The sequence below is a fragment of the Comamonas suwonensis genome (assembly GCF_012844455.2).
Taxonomy (GTDB): domain Bacteria; phylum Pseudomonadota; class Gammaproteobacteria; order Burkholderiales; family Burkholderiaceae_C; genus Comamonas; species Comamonas suwonensis.
Map to the genome: position 1 here is coordinate 26,608 of NZ_JABBCQ020000021.1, position 17,997 is coordinate 44,604.

At 60.4% G+C, this 17,997-nt stretch carries 18 protein-coding genes; 11 read left to right on the top strand and 7 right to left on the bottom strand.

What is annotated here, in order from left to right; all coding sequences use genetic code 11:
• Window positions 1-8: 8 nt before the first annotated feature.
• The 6 genes from mmsB to HF327_RS19375 all read left to right on the top strand — a co-directional run bounded on the left by mmsB (window position 9) and on the right by HF327_RS19375 (window position 5,071).
• The gene (mmsB, locus tag HF327_RS19350; RefSeq protein WP_198462012.1) at window positions 9-905 is read left to right on the top strand and encodes a 3-hydroxyisobutyrate dehydrogenase; all 897 of its coding nucleotides are present in this window, start codon (window positions 9-11) and stop codon (window positions 903-905) included.
• Between the two features lie 4 nt (window positions 906-909).
• Window positions 910-1,242 (top strand): cupin domain-containing protein, encoded by a 333-nt coding sequence (locus HF327_RS19355; RefSeq protein WP_198462013.1) that lies wholly within the window; start codon window positions 910-912, stop codon window positions 1,240-1,242.
• 228 nt (window positions 1,243-1,470) lie between these two features.
• Window positions 1,471-2,562, top strand: coding sequence for a saccharopine dehydrogenase family protein (locus HF327_RS19360; protein WP_198462014.1), 1,092 nt, complete (start codon window positions 1,471-1,473; stop codon window positions 2,560-2,562).
• A 20-nt stretch (window positions 2,563-2,582) separates the two neighbouring features.
• Window positions 2,583-4,097, top strand: a complete 1,515-nt coding sequence (gene amaB, locus HF327_RS19365; RefSeq protein WP_198462015.1) for an L-piperidine-6-carboxylate dehydrogenase — start codon at window positions 2,583-2,585, stop codon at window positions 4,095-4,097.
• Between the two features lie 244 nt (window positions 4,098-4,341).
• Entirely contained in the window at window positions 4,342-4,638 is a 297-nt protein-coding gene (locus tag HF327_RS19370; protein ID WP_198462016.1) for a hypothetical protein, read from the top strand.
• A gap of 97 nt (window positions 4,639-4,735) precedes the next feature.
• On the top strand, window positions 4,736-5,071 hold the full coding sequence (locus HF327_RS19375) for a cupin domain-containing protein (protein ID WP_198462017.1): 336 nt from the start codon (window positions 4,736-4,738) through the stop codon (window positions 5,069-5,071).
• 7 nt (window positions 5,072-5,078) lie between these two features.
• On the opposite strand, the gene HF327_RS19380 is transcribed toward HF327_RS19375, so the two are convergent.
• Together HF327_RS19380 and HF327_RS19385 are read right to left on the bottom strand one after the other, a co-directional pair.
• Window positions 5,079-5,843: a hypothetical protein gene (locus HF327_RS19380; RefSeq protein ID WP_198462018.1), complete on the bottom strand. Its 765-nt coding sequence runs from the start codon at window positions 5,841-5,843 to the stop codon at window positions 5,079-5,081.
• A gap of 103 nt (window positions 5,844-5,946) precedes the next feature.
• Window positions 5,947-7,443: an aminotransferase-like domain-containing protein gene (locus HF327_RS19385; RefSeq protein ID WP_198462044.1), complete on the bottom strand. Its 1,497-nt coding sequence runs from the start codon at window positions 7,441-7,443 to the stop codon at window positions 5,947-5,949.
• Between the two features lie 141 nt (window positions 7,444-7,584).
• Between HF327_RS19385 and HF327_RS19390 the strand changes: the two genes are divergently transcribed.
• Window positions 7,585-8,202, top strand: coding sequence for a LysE family translocator (locus tag HF327_RS19390; RefSeq protein ID WP_198462019.1), 618 nt, complete (start codon window positions 7,585-7,587; stop codon window positions 8,200-8,202).
• 9 nt (window positions 8,203-8,211) lie between these two features.
• Window positions 8,212-8,739 (top strand): GNAT family N-acetyltransferase, encoded by a 528-nt coding sequence (locus HF327_RS19395; RefSeq protein ID WP_198462020.1) that lies wholly within the window; start codon window positions 8,212-8,214, stop codon window positions 8,737-8,739.
• 5 nt (window positions 8,740-8,744) lie between these two features.
• Here the strand turns inward: HF327_RS19395 and mnmH are convergent, their stop codons facing one another.
• From mnmH to HF327_RS19410, 3 genes are all read right to left on the bottom strand, one after another.
• On the bottom strand, window positions 8,745-9,800 hold the full coding sequence (gene mnmH / locus HF327_RS19400; protein WP_198462021.1) for a tRNA 2-selenouridine(34) synthase MnmH: 1,056 nt from the start codon (window positions 9,798-9,800) through the stop codon (window positions 8,745-8,747).
• 400 nt (window positions 9,801-10,200) lie between these two features.
• Window positions 10,201-11,553: an alanine/glycine:cation symporter family protein gene (locus tag HF327_RS19405; protein ID WP_198462022.1), complete on the bottom strand. Its 1,353-nt coding sequence runs from the start codon at window positions 11,551-11,553 to the stop codon at window positions 10,201-10,203.
• Between the two features lie 272 nt (window positions 11,554-11,825).
• Window positions 11,826-12,377 carry a retropepsin-like aspartic protease family protein gene (locus HF327_RS19410; RefSeq protein WP_198462023.1) on the bottom strand — a complete coding sequence of 184 codons (552 nt, stop codon included), beginning with the start codon at window positions 12,375-12,377 and terminating at the stop codon, window positions 11,826-11,828.
• 145 nt (window positions 12,378-12,522) lie between these two features.
• On the opposite strand from HF327_RS19410, the gene HF327_RS19415 reads away from it, so the two are divergent.
• Window positions 12,523-13,281: a DsbA family protein gene (locus HF327_RS19415; RefSeq protein WP_198462024.1), complete on the top strand. Its 759-nt coding sequence runs from the start codon at window positions 12,523-12,525 to the stop codon at window positions 13,279-13,281.
• Between the two features lie 179 nt (window positions 13,282-13,460).
• On the opposite strand, the gene icd is transcribed toward HF327_RS19415, so the two are convergent.
• Window positions 13,461-14,723 (bottom strand): NADP-dependent isocitrate dehydrogenase, encoded by a 1,263-nt coding sequence (icd, locus tag HF327_RS19420; protein WP_198462025.1) that lies wholly within the window; start codon window positions 14,721-14,723, stop codon window positions 13,461-13,463.
• A 461-nt stretch (window positions 14,724-15,184) separates the two neighbouring features.
• On the opposite strand from icd, the gene HF327_RS19425 reads away from it, so the two are divergent.
• Complete coding sequence (locus HF327_RS19425) at window positions 15,185-15,598, top strand: DUF192 domain-containing protein (RefSeq protein WP_236024296.1); 414 nt, start codon at window positions 15,185-15,187, stop codon at window positions 15,596-15,598.
• A 411-nt stretch (window positions 15,599-16,009) separates the two neighbouring features.
• Here the strand turns inward: HF327_RS19425 and HF327_RS19430 are convergent, their stop codons facing one another.
• Window positions 16,010-16,561 carry a TetR/AcrR family transcriptional regulator gene (locus HF327_RS19430; RefSeq protein WP_198462027.1) on the bottom strand — a complete coding sequence of 184 codons (552 nt, stop codon included), beginning with the start codon at window positions 16,559-16,561 and terminating at the stop codon, window positions 16,010-16,012.
• 192 nt (window positions 16,562-16,753) lie between these two features.
• On the opposite strand from HF327_RS19430, the gene HF327_RS19435 reads away from it, so the two are divergent.
• Window positions 16,754-17,935, top strand: a complete 1,182-nt coding sequence (locus HF327_RS19435; protein WP_198462028.1) for an efflux RND transporter periplasmic adaptor subunit — start codon at window positions 16,754-16,756, stop codon at window positions 17,933-17,935.
• Window positions 17,936-17,997 lie beyond the last annotated feature (62 nt).

Consider the following 17,997-nt stretch of genomic DNA (forward strand, 5'->3'; position numbering starts at 1 on the left):
GACAGAATATGCAAATCGCTTTTATCGGTCTGGGCAATATGGGCGCGCCCATGGCCATCAATCTGGCCAAGGCCGGCCACAGCGTCAAGGCTTTTGACCTGAGCCATGACGCCATTGCCAAAGTGGTGGCAGCGGGCGGCCAGGCGGCATCCTGCGCAACCACTGCGGTGCAGGGTGCCGAGGTCGTCATCACCATGCTGCCCGCCAGCCAGCATGTGGAATCGCTGTTTCTGGGCAACGCCGATCAGCAAGGCCTGCTGGCCCATATCACCAAGGGCACGCTGGTGATAGACAGCTCCACCATTGCCGCAGCCACCAGCCAGAAGGTGGCCAAGGCGGCTGCGGCCCTGGGCATTGACTTCATGGACGCCCCCGTCTCCGGCGGCACAGGCGGCGCGATTGCGGGCACCTTGACTTTCATGGTCGGCGGCAGCGATGCACAACTGGCACGTGCCCAGCCGCTGCTGGAGAAAATGGGAGCCAACATCTTCCACGCAGGCGGCGTGGGCGCAGGGCAGACCGCCAAAATCTGCAACAACATGCTGCTGGGCATTTTGATGGTGGGCACCAGCGAAGCGATTGCGCTGGGCGTGGCCAACGGGCTGGACCCCAAAGTGCTGAGCGAAATCATGCGCCGCAGCTCGGGCGGCAACTGGGCGCTGGAGAAATACAACCCCTACCCCGGCGTGCACGAAAACGCACCCGCCAGCAAAGGCTATGCGGGCGGTTTTGGCACGGACCTGATGCTCAAGGACCTGGGCCTGGCGCAGGACAACGCCACGGCCAACCGCGCCAGCACGCCGCTGGGCGGCATGGCCCGATCCATCTACGCCGCGCACAGTCTGGCCGGTCATGGCGGTGAGGACTTCTCCAGCGTGATCAAGATGCTGCAGAAAAAGGGCTGAAGCCATGGCCCTGCCCCACGCTCAACCCGGTGTTCCTGTCGAAGTTCAGCCCCATGGCGTTTTGCTGGGGAACCAGAAGACCTGTGCGCTTTTCAAGTCGGAAAGTTTGGAGGTGATTCGTCTGGTGCTGATGGCAGGCAAGCATCTGCCTGCGCATCAAGCGCCCGGCGAGATGACGATTCAGTGCCTGCAGGGCCGACTCATCGTCAGCGTGGGCGACAACCGCCAGACGCTTGCGGCGGGGCAGCTGCTGTTTCTGCCTGCCGGGACCATGCATGCGGTCGAGGCCGAGCTCGATTCCTCAGCCTTACTCACCATCGCTCTGCACGATCGCTAGAACCACTGCACTGCCCAGCACACTGATTTCCAGTCGTTTCAGCTTCCAGCCCTTTTTCGTAAAGGGCTGGAAGCTATTCTTTTTGAAGATATCGGTCGCCATCAGGCTTCTCGTCCGCCCCTGCAAGTCGGCGGCTGCTGACGCCTGCCTCCATGGTGCAAACCGCTGCCCTGTGTTTAAGATGGCCACAGAGGAAATGACAGTTGCGCTGCTCTCAAGGAGTATTCCATGATGAAGCTGACCGAACAAAACATTCTCATCCTCGGTGCCGGCAAGATTGGCTCCACCATTGCCGATATGGCCGCCGAGCTGCATGGCGCCACCGTCACACTGGCGGATATGCGCCCTCCACCTGCCAGTGGTGACGCACAGATTCAGCCATTGCAGCTGGACATTCAAGACGACGCCGCGCTGGCCGCGGCCCTGCAAAAACACACCCTGGTCATCAATGCCCTGCCTTTTTTCTGCGCCGCGCGCGTGGCACAGGCTGCAGCGCAACAAGGCGTGCACTACTTCGATCTGACCGAGGACGTGGCCGCCATGCGCACCATTCAGGCACTGGCACCTCAGGCCAGATCGGTGCTGATGCCGCAGTGCGGGCTGGCCCCGGGGCTGATCGGCATTCTGGGCGGCCATCTGGCCCAGCAGTTTGATGAGCTGTACGACCTGCACCTGCGCGTGGGCGCGCTCACCCGCCACGCCACCAATGCGCTGCGCTACCACTTCACCTGGAGTGTGGATGGCGTCATCAACGAGTACTGCAAGCCCTGCAATACCATCGCCAACGGCCAGCAGGTTACCGTGCCACCACTTGAAAATGTGGAAACACTGATTCTGGATGGCGAAACCTTCGAGGCCTTCAACACCTCGGGCGGCCTGGGCACGCTGTGCGAGACGCTGCAAGGCCGCGTGCGCAACCTCAACTACAAAACCATACGCCACCCCGGTCACCGCGACGCCATGCACCTGCTGCTGCACGGCCTGCGCCTGATTGAGCGGCGCGACCTGCTGCGTGAAGTGCTGGAGGGCGCCGTGCCCCACAGCCGCGACGACATGGTGATCATCGCCGCCATGGCCAACGGCATGCGCGCCGGCCGGCTGGAGCAGCTGACCCACACCGCTCGCATCTTTGGCGGCCTGCTGCGCGGCAAGCAGCGCACCGCCATCGAGCTGACCACCGCCGCCGGCATGCTGGGCGCAGTTGAGCTATTTGCCACCGGCCAGCTGCCGCAGCAAGGCTTTGTGCGCCAAGAGCAATGCACACTGCCCGCCCTGCTGGCCACCCGCTCAGGTGCGTACTTTCAAAGCCTGCTCCATTGAACCATTCACACCACAAAGCCATGACCACCACCGCCGACCTTCAGACCGTACTGAGCCGCTGCGGCATTGATCTGCCCCGCTACAGCGGCCATGACATCAGCGTGCATTCGCCCATTGATGGCGCAGAGATTGCCCGACTGGCCGCCCTGCCCGTCGCCCAAATGCCGCAAGTGATTGACCGCGCCACACAGGCCTTTGAGCAATGGCGACTGGTGCCCGCGCCCGTGCGTGGCGAGCTGGTGCGGCTGTGGGGCGAGGAGCTGCGCCGCGCCAAGGCCGATATCGGCCACGTGATCTCCTGCGAGGTCGGCAAGATCGTTCAGGAAGGATTAGGCGAGGTGCAGGAAGGCGTGGATATCTGCGAATTTGCCGTGGGCCTGTCGCGCCAGCTGCATGGCAAGACCATTGTTTCGGAACGCCCCGGCCACCGCATCATGGAGCAGTACCACCCGCTGGGGCCAGTGGCGATCATCACGGCCTTCAACTTTCCCAGCGCCGTGTTTGCCTGGAATGCCGCGATTGCGCTGGTCTGCGGCAATCCGGTGATCTTCAAGCCGTCTGAAAAAGCAGCACTGTCCGGCCTTGCCACTTTCAAGGCGCTGGAGCGCGCCATTGAGCAGTTTGGCAACCGCGCACCTGCCGGGCTGGCGCAGATTGTGCTGGGCACAAGCGACGTGGCTGAAGCGCTGGTAGACAGCCCGCAAATCGCCCTCGTGTCTGCCACCGGCTCCACCCCCATGGGCCGCACCGTGGGCCCCAAGCTGGCGGCGCGCTTTGGCAAGCGCATTCTGGAGCTGGGCGGCAACAACGCCATGGTGGTCACGCCAGCCGCTGATCTCGATCTGGCCGTGCGCGCCATCGTCTTCAGCGCCGTGGGCACGGCAGGCCAGCGCTGTACGACGCTGCGCCGCCTCATCGTGCACCGTGATATCAAGCAGGCGCTGCTGGATAAGCTGCTACCCGCCTACCGCAGCTTGCGCATCGGCGACCCGCTGCAGGCGGGCACGCTGGTCGGCCCGCTGATTGACAAGGCTTCGTTTGACGCCATGCAGCACTCCATTGAGCAAGCGCAGCAGCAAGGTGGGCAGTTGCTCGCCGGCGGCCAGCGCCAGCTGGAGCAAAGCTTTCCCCATGGCTTTTACGTCGCGCCCGCCATTGTGGACATGCCCGCGCAAACCGCCATCGTCCAACACGAAACCTTTGCGCCTTTGCTCTATGTGCTGAGCTATGACGAGCTGGCGCAGGCCATTGCGCTGAACAACGATGTGCCCCAGGGTCTCTCGTCCTGCATTTTTTCCAACGATCTGCGCGAAGTGGAGACGTTTTTGGGTGCCGCAGGTTCTGACTGCGGCATGGCCAACGTCAACATCGGCCCCAGCGGTGCCGAAATTGGCGGGGCCTTTGGTGGCGAGAAAGAAACCGGCGGCGACCGCGAGAGCGGCTCGGATGCATGGAAGCAGTACATGCGCCGCACCACCAACACCATCAACTATTCGCGCGAGCTGCCACTGGCTCAAGGCATTCAGTTTGAGTGAGCGATGCCAGGCCAGCGCAGCAAACCGCCGCTTGATTTGCCAGACAATGCCTGCTCACCGCCTTTCCGAAATCAACCACGGCAGCATCAAGCGCACATGGTCGAGCCACTCCTGCAACTGGGCGGCCATATCGAATTCATTCCCAGCCCCGCTCTCTGGCACCTCTCAACATCTATGACCGGTAAGAGTCTCTGGGCCTTGAGCGGCTGGCTACGACCCCAATGACCCAAAGCAGCTGCGGCAGTTGCTAGATATTCACGTCTTCCCGCTCTGGAGTCAGGGCGCATGGACTGCCGCGCATCAAGTCGCACTGCCCCATACTCCGCATTCCGCCTTGCAAAAACCCGCAGCACAACTTTGCAGGCCTGCTTGGAAGATGACGATAGCGACTGCTTTTATCGACCGGCAGCTGGCACATTCAAAACCCCAGACAGCTTTTGCTGAACGCCCACGCCGCCATGTAGGCGCATTTGGCCAAAAAATCAGTCAACCATTATTTAAGCAACAAATTAAAGTGATAGGCGATGAAGAGCGAAGATAAGGCCTGATTCCCTACAGCCTTGTCACAAAACTGTGATTGAACTTGCGCACCGGGCAGTGGAGAATGTCTTACTACCGCTTTCGCCTCAGGTGCTGTCATGGACCACAAACACTCCACGCCCACCCACCAAACTCTGGATGTCGCTCCGTTTGGAGCCAGGCTTTCAGCCGCTCACTCCAGCGTGCTCTTCAAGGCGGAAGATCTGGAAGTCATTCGCATCGTGCTCCGCCACGGGCAGACCCTGCCGCCGCACCGCGTTCCGGGCAGTGTCAGTCTGCAATGCCTTGAAGGCAGGCTTGAAGTGATGATCGGGCAGACGGTGCACGAACTCTCAGCCAAGCAGCTTATTCATCTGCCCGCCAATATGCCCCATGCTGTGCGTGCGCTGGAAGATTCGTCAGCCATCGCCACCATCGTTCTCTGCAGCGCCTGAAGCCCTCTCAACGCACTGGTAAGAATTGCATGAATGGGCCCGCCACCAGCCCCTGCGCGTAACCGATGACGGAGCGCCGGTAGCGCTCTGTGGTGTAGTCGGCAATCAGATCCAGGCGGCCAATGATTTTCCCTATTTCTCGCTCAAAGCTCAGGTTGCGCGCGTCTTCGCTCATCTGATTCGATAGCAGCAAGGGCTGGCCCGTAGGCGCTTTGCGAGAGTTAAGAATCCAGTTGGCAATCTCGAGGTTGCGCGCGGCGTTGAAGACATGCTGCGGGTCCAGCCCGTCGATCAGCGTGAAGCTGGTGCGCCCGCCATGCGAGGTGACCAGCATGTCAGCCGCCGCGTAGATAAAAGCGGCAACCCTGTCACCCTTGAATTCAGGCTGCAAAGCCAGCGACAGTGCCGCCACATCGCGTTTGCCCTGCAGTTCATGCCAAGGCTGGCGCTCCATGATGGCGATGCGCACATAGGTCATGGCCGCCTCACGGCTGGTGGCGGTCTTTTTCCATTCGTTGGGATTGCGGCGGTAGAGCTTGTCCATGATGAGGAACAGGCTCTCCAGGTTCTGCTTCATGGCCAGCGTGGCCATGCGGTTGCTGTCCGACTGCAGCAACTCGCGCGAGTGAAAGCTCTCGCCTTCCACCTCGCCGTGATGGGTGGGGGCGCTAGAGCATGCGACTAAACCCAAAGCCAGCAGGCCCGACAGCACGCTCACCCGCAAGGCACTGAGGCTGGCGGCGGCGTCGGGTACAGCGGGAACTGAAGTCATGCGAGAAACATAACAGCAGATGCCACTCAATTAATCACGCCACAGCCCTGTGATTGTTATCAATCGTGAATGCAGGAAAAGCAATTTGAGATAGTTTCCACGGCTATCCACGCAACTGCTTGAGGATGTGTTCCAGCATTTTCCACGGTGCCACATGGTCCGCCATGGCCACGGGCACGCGCAGCATGCGGCTGGTGGCTTGCTGGGGTGAAAACAGCACGCCCGGCGCCAGCAACAGATTGCTCAGCGCCGCCTGCCGCGCCAGCACCTCGGTGTCCACTCCGCAATCAACCCATGCAAAGGTGCCAGCCACAGGCTCATGCTCCGCATAGCAGCCAATGGCTTCCAGTTTGCGCAGGCAGCGAATGCGCGCTCGGTCCACACGCTCTCGCAAGCGGTCAACATGCTTGCGGTAAGAGCCGTCGGCCAGAATATGGTGCACGATGTGCTCGGCGGGCAGCGATGAGGTCAGGCCCGACAGCAGCTTCATGTCCGTCAGGCGGTGCACATAGTCGGGCTTGGCTGCGATGTAGCCCACGCGCAGGCCTCCCGACAGCGTCTTGGAGTAGCCACCCACCAAAATTACACGCTGCAGCCTGTCCATGGCAGCCAGCCGCAGCGGCATGGCCCCCAGAAAATCGGCATAGGTATCGTCCTCCACCAGCAGAAAATCGTGGCGCTCGGCAATCCGCAGCACCTCATGCGCCACACCGGCAGACAGGCTCAAGCCCGTAGGGTTGTGAACCGCTGTATTGAGGATAAAGAGCTTAGGTTGGTGGGCCTGCGCCAGCGATTCCAGCGCCACCACATCGGGCCCCCCCGGCAGGCGCGGCACGCCAATCACATTCACGCCCATGTACTTCAGCCGCCCAAAAATCAAAAACCAGGCCGGATCCTCGACCAGCACCGTGTCACCGGGCTTGAGAAAGCAGCGCACGATCAGGTCCAGCCCCTGGGTCACACCGCCCACCGTCATCAGATTGGCCTCGGGGTGGGCTTGTACTTCCTGAGCTTGCAGATTGGAGGCTATCTGCTGACGTAAGGGCAGAAAACCCTGTGGATGGCCGTAGCCGAGAAAGCCCAGTTCCGCACGAGCACCCTGGCGGCTGATGGCACGCATGGCACCCGTAATCAGGCCCTGGTCCATCCAGCTGGACGGCAGGCAGCCCGCGCCACCGGTGTTTTCGCCGTCATCCCGAAAAATGCCGCGCAGCAGATAGGCGGTATCAAACTCCACCACTTCTGCCGGAACCTCGGCCACAGCCGCAGGCTCCATGAGGCGGCGCTGCGCCGCCACATAAAAGCCGCTGCCGCGCCGCGACTGCAGCAATCCTTGGGCGGCGAGCTTGTCATAGGCCTGCACCACGGTATCGCGGCTGACCCCGGCGCTCTGCGCCAGCGCCCGCACGGACGGCACCCGCATGCCCACGCGCAGGCCGTGGTTGCGAACCAGCCCTGTGAAATGCTCGACCAGTTGCTCCACCAAAGCGGTGCCACTGGATCGCATGGGCTGCCAGCCCATGCTGGCTGCAGCCGGTGTCGTTGCCGAGGCCGCTGCCCTCGCCAAGGAATGGTCCGCGGCGGCGGTGTCAAATGGCATGTCTTGCACGGATATTCACCTCAAAGTGTCATGCTTATGAAAGCAGGCCAGCTCATCAATTGGCCTGCAAAAGTGTACCGCCACTGTACCGATTTCAGCAATTAGCATGAAGCACAACGCAACGTACAGTCCCAAGCCTTTATGTCTTACCTGCCCGACTCCACCGCTTTCATCCTGCCACTGGCCATGTTCGCCTTTGTCAGCTCCGTCACACCTGGCCCGAACAATGTGATGCTCACGGCCTCCGGTGCGACCTTTGGCTATCGCCGCAGCATTCCCCACATGCTGGGCATTTGCCTGGGCGTGGTAGTGATGGTGCTGCTGATCGGGACTGGACTGGGCAAGCTGTTCGAGGCCGAGCCACGCATCTACACCTTGCTCAAATATGTGGGCGCGGCCTATCTGATCTGGCTGGCCTGGAAGATCGCCAGAGCCGCTGGCGTCGATCAGGGACAGTCCGGCAGTCGGCCCTTCAGCTTCTGGCAGGCTGCGGCCTTTCAATGGGTCAACCCTAAGGCCTGGATCATGGCCGTAGGCGTCGTCGCGACCTATACACCTCGTGAAGGATTTTTTGTGAACCTGCTGCTGTCCGCCCTGGTGCTGGGCCTGGTGAACTACCCCAGCATCAGCGTCTGGACCCTGTTTGGCAGCACCGTGGGTCGTGCGCTGCGCACGCCTCAGGCTTTGCGTGTTTTCAACGGTGTGATGGCAGGTTTGCTGCTGTTGTCACTGGTGCCGATCTTCATGGAGCACACCTAAACTGGGCTCATGCAACACTCCATACGACCGCTGACCTCCCCCGACCTAGAGAGCTACCGCACCCTGCGCCTGCAAGCCTTGACGGAATGCCCTGCCTCATTCGGCGCCACGCCCGCTACCGAACAGGCGCAAAGCGATGCGCAGATAGTGAGCCGCTTTGGCGGCAGCCCCGGTCACATCATGTGGGGCGGCTTTGACAGCAATGGCAAGCTCTGCGCCACGCTAGGCATGTATCGTGACCAGAGTGAAAAGACGGCGCACAAAGCACATCTTTTTGCCATGTATGTGGCGGCTCGGGCCCGAGACCTGGGCCTGGCGCGGCGTATGCTGGAGACGGCTGTTGACCACGCCAACGCGCTGAAATTGCGGCAAATCATGCTGGGATGCAATGCCAGCAACCTTGCAGCGCTGCGTTTATATGAGCAAGCAGGCTTTAGCCGCTATGGACTGGAGCCTGCTGCCCTGTATGTGGACGGCGAATACTTCGACGAAGTGCTGATGGTGCTTGCGCTGAATGCCGCCCCTCAAACCGCCTGACGCTGTCAGCGCGTCTGCAGCGCCCTGACCTGCTGCGCCAGCTTGGCAATGCCTGCGTCGGACAGGTCATCGGTCTCCAACACCTGACGCTGGGGCCACTGCACAAAGTGGTTGGACTGCGAGCGTTCGTAATGCGGGTCGTAATGGCGCAGCATCAGCTCCTCAAACAAGGGCGATAGCTCTTTGGTACGCGCCCATTCCTGCCAGCGGCTGATCACGACATTGCCATGCAGCTCTTTGAGCCAGCCCAGCTTGTCGGCCAGCGCATCGGGCTCATCGCCCAGATATGCATAGTCGCGCAGCAAAAAGGACAGGCGTGCAGACTCCGTGGCACGCACTTCGATGACAGGCGCCTTGTGCAGATGCGACACCAGCACCAGCGGCAGGCCAATACGGCCAATCTTGGCGCTCTCGCCTTCCAGATAGACGGGGCGGGAGAGGTCAAACTGCTCCAGCTTTTCGGCAATCAGGGTCTCAAAGCGCTTCTGGCTGGGCTGCTCAATGCCAGGCAAGTTGCCCAGCAGTGAGCCCTTGTGGCTGGCAAAGCCCTCAAGGTCCAGCACCTGCTCGCCGCGTTCGGCCAGCGCATGCAGCACACGGGTCTTGGCCGAGCCCGTTGCGCCGCACAGCACACGCATCTGCAACTGGGGCACCAGCGTTTCAAGCTGCTCGATCACATGGCCGCGAAAAGACTTGTAGCCACCGGCGAGCTGCTGCGCGTCCCAGCCAACCAGACGCAACCAGGTCACCATGGAGCCGCTGCGCAGGCCGCCGCGCCAGCAATAGACCAGCGGCTTCCAGTTGGCAGGCTTGTCGGCAAAGGTTTCGCGCAGGTGGCGTGCCAGATTGGCCGCGACATAGGCAGCGCCCAAGCGTTTGGCCTCAAACGGGCTGACCTGTTTGTAGATGGTGCCGATCTCCGCGCGCTCTGCATCGCTGAGCACAGGGCAGTTGATGGCACCGGGAATATGGTCCAGCGCAAACTCACCGGGAGAACGGGCGTCAATCAGGGTTGCGTACTGGTGGCGTTCGGGAACGCGAACGGGCTGGCGATGGGACACGGCAGACTATCCATGGCTGCGCCCATGCGACCTGCTGGCCGAGGGGCAATGGCGTGTAGTCGGGCAGAGGTCAGGCTGATGAAAGCGGTGATCGCGTGCGATCTGACTCGATGCTCGGCAACATGAAAAACCTGCGGCCACTGTCAATCGACAGCACCAGACAGGCCACGAAGCCAGGGCGTGGATCGAGCCTCGATACGCACCATAGCCGCCGCCTTGTGGGTTGCAACCATTCCCTGAAAGCATGCATTTTCGCAGATGCAGCCACCGCCATCGGCCAGCCGCGCCCAAAACCGCACAGGGCGCTAATGCTTGCACACCAGCGCCCTGTCAAAAGATTTTTTACAGATAAATAGCTACTAGCGCTTATCCATCAAACGTCAACAGCTATCAAAAGTGATTATTGATTTTCTTTGCGCGCAAAGTATTCGCGGGTGAGTTGAACAATCACAGGCGAGAGCAGCAACAAAGAGATCAGATTCGGAATCGCCATCAGCGCGTTCAGCGTATCGGCCACCAGCCAGGCAAAGTCCAGCGTCGCCACGGCGCCCACAAAGGCGCTGATCGTCCAGAAAATACGGAAAGGCTTTTCGCAGACGGTGCCAACCAGATACGTCCAGCACTTTTCGCCGTAATAGGCCCAGCCCAGAATGGTGGTGAAGGCAAACACGGACAGACAAACAGCCAGCACATATTTGCCCATGCCCGGCATGGCGGCCTCAAAGCTCTGCGTCGACAGCACCGCGCCCGTGGCACCCGAGTGCCAGACACCGCTGACCACAATGGCCAGACCGGTCATGGTGCAGACGATGATGGTGTCGATGAACGTACCCATCATGCCGACCAGGCCCGAGAACACCGGATCGCGCGTGGCTCCAGCGGCCTGTGCAATACCGGCAGTGCCCAAGCCCGCTTCATTCGAAAAAATACCGCGGGCCACACCCATGCGGATGGCCATCAGCACAGTCGATCCCAAAAAGCCACCGGTTGCCGCCGAGGGGTTGAAGGCCTGCTCAAAAATCAGCGCAAAGGCCGCAGGAATGCGGTCCACATAGACGCCCAGCACATACAGCACGCAAATGACATAAGCCACGCACATGGCGGGAACCAGCTTTTCAGCCACCGCACCAATGCGGGTGATGCCGCCGAGCACCACAGCGCCGGTCATCACAGCCAGCGCCACGCCGGTCACCCAGTTTTCCAGACCAAAAGCCGTATGCATGGCCGATGCAATGCCGTTGGACTGCACCATGGAGCCAATACCAAAACCAGCCAGACCGCCGAACAAAGCAAACAGGGTCCCCAGCCACTTCCACTTGCGGCCCAGACCATTCTTGATGGCGTACATGGGGCCGCCCACCCACTGGCCGTGGTCGTTCTTCTCGCGATATTTCACCGCCAGCACCACTTCACCGTACTTGGTGGCCATGCCCAGCAATGCGGTCATCCACATCCAGAACAAGGCACCGGGCCCGCCCACGGCAATGGCCGTAGCCACGCCGGCGATATTGCCCGTGCCCACCGTGGCAGACAGCGCCGTCATCAACGCGGCATAGGGGGTGATGTCGCCATCCGCCTTGTCACCGGGGCGGCGGCTGCGCCAGATCATGCGGAAGCCCCGCACGATATTGCGCAGCGGCATGAAGCCCAGTCGAATCTGCAGGTAAAAGCCCGTGCCGAGAATCAGCACGATCATGGGAACGCCCCAGACAAAGTCGTTAAGGGTCTTGAAGAGTTGGGTTAACCAGTCCATTGAGTGTCGTCCGCCGCACGCCATCTGGCGCGCAGTCCATTAAATGGCAACAGTCACGGAACATGTCTTTCACTCATGAGCATGGCGGGCACACCAGCCAGCGCAAACCGTGTAAGTCTGCGGCGTAGCGCGCCTGTTCTGTTTGCCGGTTGGCAAAGCGGCCTACTTTAATGCAGTCAGACAAGGCTTAAAGGCAAAAGCGGCCTGCCACCGCACAAACGTGAACCGCGTTGTTTCCGGTGTCGATCGCTGTGTCCATGGCTCCCCCCCAGTCAACGGCCCGGCTTGCGCGGGCGCAGCAGCATTTCATCGCCGCTCATCTGCACATCAAAAAAGCGCAGAAAATTCTGGCCCAGCAGCGCATCGTCGCTATCGTCACCGGTGTAGCCCGTTCCCACACGCACATCGCGCACGCGCAAGCTGGCAATGCGCACCTCATCCGCCACCACAATTCGGCCGTCGCGCTCACCGTTGGCGGTGCGAAAGCGCACCTTCTCACCGCCCTCCAGTCCAGCACGGTCGGCCAGCACGTCGGTCACGCTGACTGAAGATGCGCCCGTATCGACCAGAAAGGTCACAGGCTGGTTGTTCACATAGCCCTTGGCACGAAAGTGCCCGTCCATACCGCGCTCAATGCGCACCGTACCATCGGCCAGGACTTTGGCCTGCGCGGGCTTTAGAAAATGCTGCATGGCCAGATACATGCCGCCCATCACCACCAGCCAGAACAGCAAAAACAGAAAAGTGCTGCGCCGGGCAACGGACTGCGGCGTAGGCTCGGATTGTTGGGGTGAACGCGGCGGTGGCGTGACATTCATGCGCATAGGTACAGATCAGGCAAAGGACAATGCGCCCATTTTGCCAAGATCACCGCCAGGGTCATCCTGCAGAAGACAGCAGCGCCTTTGGCACAGCCTTTACATTGAAGACTGTTCGTACTTTTGCAGGCCTTTCAAGGCTATCCCGCCCATGACTACATTCACCCCTGCGGCCTTGGTGCTGCACTATATTTTTGATCCGCTTTGCGGCTGGTGCTACGCCGCCGCCCCGCTGGTCAAAGCCGCACGCGAAGTGCCCGGCATTCAGGTTCAATGGCATGCAGGCGGCATGCTGACCGGCGACCACACCCGCACTATCACCGCCGACTGGCGCGAAAAAGTCATGGCCAGCGACCAGCGCATTGCCGAGATGACCGGCCAGCCCTTTGGCGAGGCCTACTTCAACGGCCTGCTGAACGACATTGGCGCGCCACTCGACTCCGAGCCCCCCACTACGGCACTGCTGGCGGCTGAAGCGCTCTCAGGTCAAGGCCTGGAAATGTTGTCTGCCCAGCAAAAAGCCCATTACGTGGACGGCCGCCGCATCAGCGACCCCGCCGTACTGCGCGAGCTGGCCGCCAGCATCGGCCTGGACAGCGCGGCCTATGACGCTGCCTACGCTGAGCAAAGCGGCGTAGCCACCCATGAACACATTGCCGACAGCCGCCAGTGGCTGGGCATGGTTCAGGGTCAAGGCTTCCCCACTCTGGCGCTGGAGTTTGACCACCCCGAACAACCCGGCCAGCGCGCCGTGCAGCGCCTTGAACTGGGTGAATGGCTGGGCGATGTGTCAGGCTGGAAACAGCAACTGGCGGAATGGGTAGAGCAAATCGCCGCCCTCAACCCACAGCAAGCCGGTGATGCGGACCCCAGCTGCGGACCCGACGGCTGCGAGCTGCCCCCGCGCTGATCGCCAGCCCCCACAAAAACAGCCCCGTCGGGGCTGTTTTTGTTTAAACGCAATGCACGCGCACCGCTTGATTCGACACGCCTCAAGCGAGAAAGCGAGAGACAGCAAGCAGGGGCCGCCCCGCAGCAAAGCTGTTGTCCCCTTGGGCAAAGGCGCGCAGCGCCTCAGGGGTAACTTGGCTAGTCCATCATGGAAATGACCACATCCCCAAACTTCGAGCACGACACCTGCGTCGCGCCATCCATCAAGCGAGCGAAGTCATAGGTCACATGCTTGCTCAGAATTGCTTTCTCCAGCGATTGCACGATCAGGTCCGCCGCTTCACGCCAGCCCATATGGCGCAGCATCATCTCCGCGCACAGAATCATGGAGCCGGGGTTCACATAGTCCTTGCCCGCATAGCGCGGTGCCGTGCCGTGCGTGGCTTCAAAGCAGGCAATCGTCTCCGACATATTGGCGCCAGGCGCAATGCCGATACCGCCCACCTGCGCGGCCAGCGCATCCGAGATGTAGTCACCATTGAGATTCAGCGTGGCCACCACCGAATACTCAGCCGGGCGCATGAGAATCTGCTGCAGGAAGGCATCGGTGATGGAATCCTTGATGATGATGTCTTTGCCCGTCTTCGGGTTCTTGATGCGACACATGGGGCCGCCATCCATCAGCTCGGCACCGAACTCGCGCTGCGCCAACGCATAGCCCCAGTCACGGAAAGCGCCTTCCGTGTATTTCATGATGTTGCCCTTGTGAACCAGGGTCACGCTGGGGTGGTTGTGATCGATGGCGTACTGGATCGCCTTGCGCACCAGTCGCTCCGTGCCCTCGCGCGACACGGGCTTGATGCCGATGCCCGAGGTCTCCGGAAAGCGAATCCTGCTGGAGCCCAGTTCCTTGGCCAGAAAGTCAATGAGCTTTTTCACCTTCTCGCTGCCCGCCGCATACTCGATGCCCGCGTAAATGTCTTCCGAGTTCTCACGGAAGATCACCATATTCGTCTTCTCAGGCTCCTTCAGCGGCGAAGGCACGCCCTTGAAATACTGCACGGGGCGCAGACAGACATAAAGATCCAGCTCCTGGCGCAACGCCACGTTCAGCGAACGAATGCCGCCACCCACAGGCGTGGTCAGCGGGCCTTTGATGGACACAGCGTAGTCGCGCACGGCAGCGACCGTCTCTTCGGGCAGCCATACATCGGGGCCATAGGTGCGCACGGCCTTTTCGCCCGCAAACACTTCCATCCAGGCAATCTTGCGCTGGCTGCCATAGACCTTGGCCACGGCAGCATCGACCACCTTGCGCATCACCGGCGTCACATCGACACCGACGCCATCACCTTCAATAAAAGGAATGATGGGCTGGTCAGGAACGTTCAACGTCTTGTCCGCATTGACGCTGATCTTCTCGCCCTGCGGCGGAACCTGAATGTGCTGGGTCTGGCTCATGCTGTGAAATCTCCTGATCTTGAATACTGTGCGGCGGCGCACCTTGCTGGTGCTTGTCTTGACCCTGATTTTGGCATCTCTGCGCGAGCCTCCACCCAGATTGGTGCAGGAATCACGTTTTGAGAGCAAAGAGCAGGCATCACTTACCCGCCTTACTCAGTCCATCTCAAGAATAACCGCATAAAACCAGCCGTTGCAGCGCTGCAAAAAATGGCTCAAACCTGCTTGAACCTAGCAGTCCATGCCCACAACGCCTGCAAAATAGAAAGCGATACAGACTTTCCGTGCCTAGCGCGTGAGAACATGTTTCTGGTTCTGGTTTTCGATCCCCTGTCTGGCATGCAAGGCTTATGAAGAACTCTCTCGACAAGACCTCTCTCCAACGCACTCAAAAAAGTCCACGCTCCCGCTGGCTCGCTCTGGCATCGACGGCCCTGCTCGCCCTTGCCAGTGTGAGCAGCATGACGCCCGCCATGGCCCGCGATGAAGGCCAGCCGCAGATGAACCTGCGCCGTGTAGACCTGACCGCCGGCATGTACCGTATCGACACACAACTCGCCCAGACGCCCCAGCAGCGTGAGATCGGGCTCATGTTCCGCAAAGAGATGCCCCAGCAAGAAGGCATGCTCTTCATCTTTGATGTGCCCGGAGTGCAATGCTTCTGGATGCGCAACACCTTGCTGCCACTCACCGCCGCCTTTGTGGCCGACGACGGCACCATCGTCAACCTGGCCGACATGAAGCCCATGAGCGACGACTCCCACTGCTCGGCCAAACCCGTGCGCTATGTGCTGGAAATGAATCAGGGCTGGTTTGCCAAGCGCGGCATCAAGGCTGGAGCCAAACTCAGCGGCGCGCCGTTCGTTCGCCAGTAACTCCTGATTTGGTAGCTGTAGGCGCTTTGAAGGATTGGGCCTGGGGCTGATTTCATTCGAAATTCACCTTAGCTCAGCGCATCAAAAATCAAAGGGCGTTGTTGCATGTACGGAGGGCCACGCATGAATGCATGCGCTGATTCTTATGGCAAGACGTCCCGCTCGCAAAGAACTGTAGTTGCAGCTATCGCCCTGAGCTCCAAGAAACGGGTCGCAACCCCATGGGCCGAGACATACTCAGCTCCAGACAACACATCGTCGTAGATACCAGAGGCATCCAGCGGGTGAGCCTCCTCAACAGAGCCAGCAGGCATGGCTCCAAGATGTTCGAGAGGATTCGTGGATAAGTGGCATTCGCAGCCCTACTACGCACAAAGCGTCATTGCGCAGGCGTGCGTAATCCGGGGCGATTCAATCCTTGCGTATGACTCCGTGCAAAAGAGCTTGTTCTGCCAACTGAGCCAATGCGGCCCGTGGTATGCGTCCTCTGCGTTCGCCATCGATCAGCGCAATCAGCGTTCCTAACCAGAGCTCGGTCAGCGTTGCTGCACTGAAGTCGATACGAAACACGCCTTCTTGCTGGCCACGCAGAAAAAATGCATCGACCTTGGGCTCCCAGGCCGCTGTCTCCTCCACCGGTTTGTCGACTTCGTTCCAGTAATAGGTCAGAAACAGCGTGAATTCGCGGTGCTCAAGGTGTTTGGCATTGAGCCGCCTGAGGGCCTCCAGTACCGGCCCTTCATCGATCAGGGCCTCATCCAGCGCATCGTCAAGTGTGCGCAGACTTTGGTCGAGCAGGCGCTTGACGAGCAACTCTCGCGTGGGGCAGAACCGGTAAAGCGTGGTCTTGCTGATGCCGATGGCCGTGGCCAGTTCCTGCAAGGTGGCACGTGGCTGATTGACCAGCGCCAGCGCCAGCGGGGCAAGGATTGCGGAGTTTTCGGAAAGGGCTGTTGTTTTCATCGTGGCTCCGGTTGGGTCGGATATGTATGAATCTATTTTGATTCAAGCAGCCAAGCTATTGCTCTCAGGTACTGAGTTTAAGTAGCAGCTATATCACTTGAATCTTGAAAGGTCTTATTGAATCAAAATTGATTCAATAAGTATCTTCATGCATCATCCGCGTCTTTCTAGATTTGACAAGGCGCAAAAGCCATGAAGACAAGAAGCCGGGAAATGCGCAGATGGCCAGCCCTCGCCGCAGTGGCAGCCGCAATGGTGTTGGCAGGATGCATTCAGAAGGATGCGGAGGGGCCATCGCAAGAGTTGCCGGTGGTGGATGTCATGACCGTCAAGACCAGGTCGCTAACGCTTACGGATGAACTCCCCGGACGTATCGAGCCTGTGCGCGTGGCGGAAGTGCGCGCCAGAGTGCCAGGCATTGTGCTGAGCCGTCACTTCAAGGAAGGGGCTGACGTGAAGGCCGGCGATGTGCTGTTCAACATCGACCCGGCCCCACTGCGTGCGGCACTGGCCCGTGCGCAGGGCGAGCTGGCGCGGACCGACGCAGCGTTGCTGGATGCACAGTCCGTGGTGCGCCGCTATGAGCCGCTGGTCGCGCAGGATGCGGTGAGCCGTCAGGATTTCGATACAGCCAAGGCCACGTTGAATAGCGCCAAGGCCCTGCGCCAATCGGCTCAGGCCGATGTGGAGACGGCACGCCTGAATCTGGACTACGCCACCGTGAAGGCTCCCATCTCGGGCCGAATTGGCCGAGCCCTGGTGACGGAAGGTGCCTTGGTCGGTCAAGGCGAGGCCACACCGATGGCGGTGATCCAGCAGCTTGATCCGATCTATGCCGACTTCCGCCAGCCCGCAGCGCTGGCCACACGTTTGCGCGCTCAGCACCTGAATGGGGATGCTGCAAAACAGAGCACGCGCCTCACGCTGGTTGCGGACGGTATGGATGAAGCGCGCCAGGGGCGGATGCTTTTCTCCGATGTGACCGTAGATCGCGGCACCGGCCAGCTATCGCTGCGCGGTGAGTTTCCCAACAAGGACGGTTTGCTGCTGCCCGGAATGTTTGTGCGTGTGACGGTCAGTCAGGGGGAAGAGCCAAGCGCCATCCTTGTTCCGCAGCGTGCGGTGCAGCGCGGCAGCGATGGATTGGCCCATGTACTGGTTCTCGATGAACAGGACACGGTGCACTCCCAGCCTGTCACCACAGCGGCCATGTATGGCGCTGAATGGCATATCACCAATGGTCTGAAGGCGAACGCCCGTGTTCTGGTTGGCGGTCTGGCCGCAGCTGTGCCCGGAGCCAAAGTGCAAGTGAGAGCCGAGACACACAAAGTGGCAGACACCGCAAAAGACTCCGTTGATGCTACAAAAAATTGAGCAACAAACGTCTGTATGTCGGATGCTGACTGAACAAAATACCCGCCCTGTACAAGGATAGA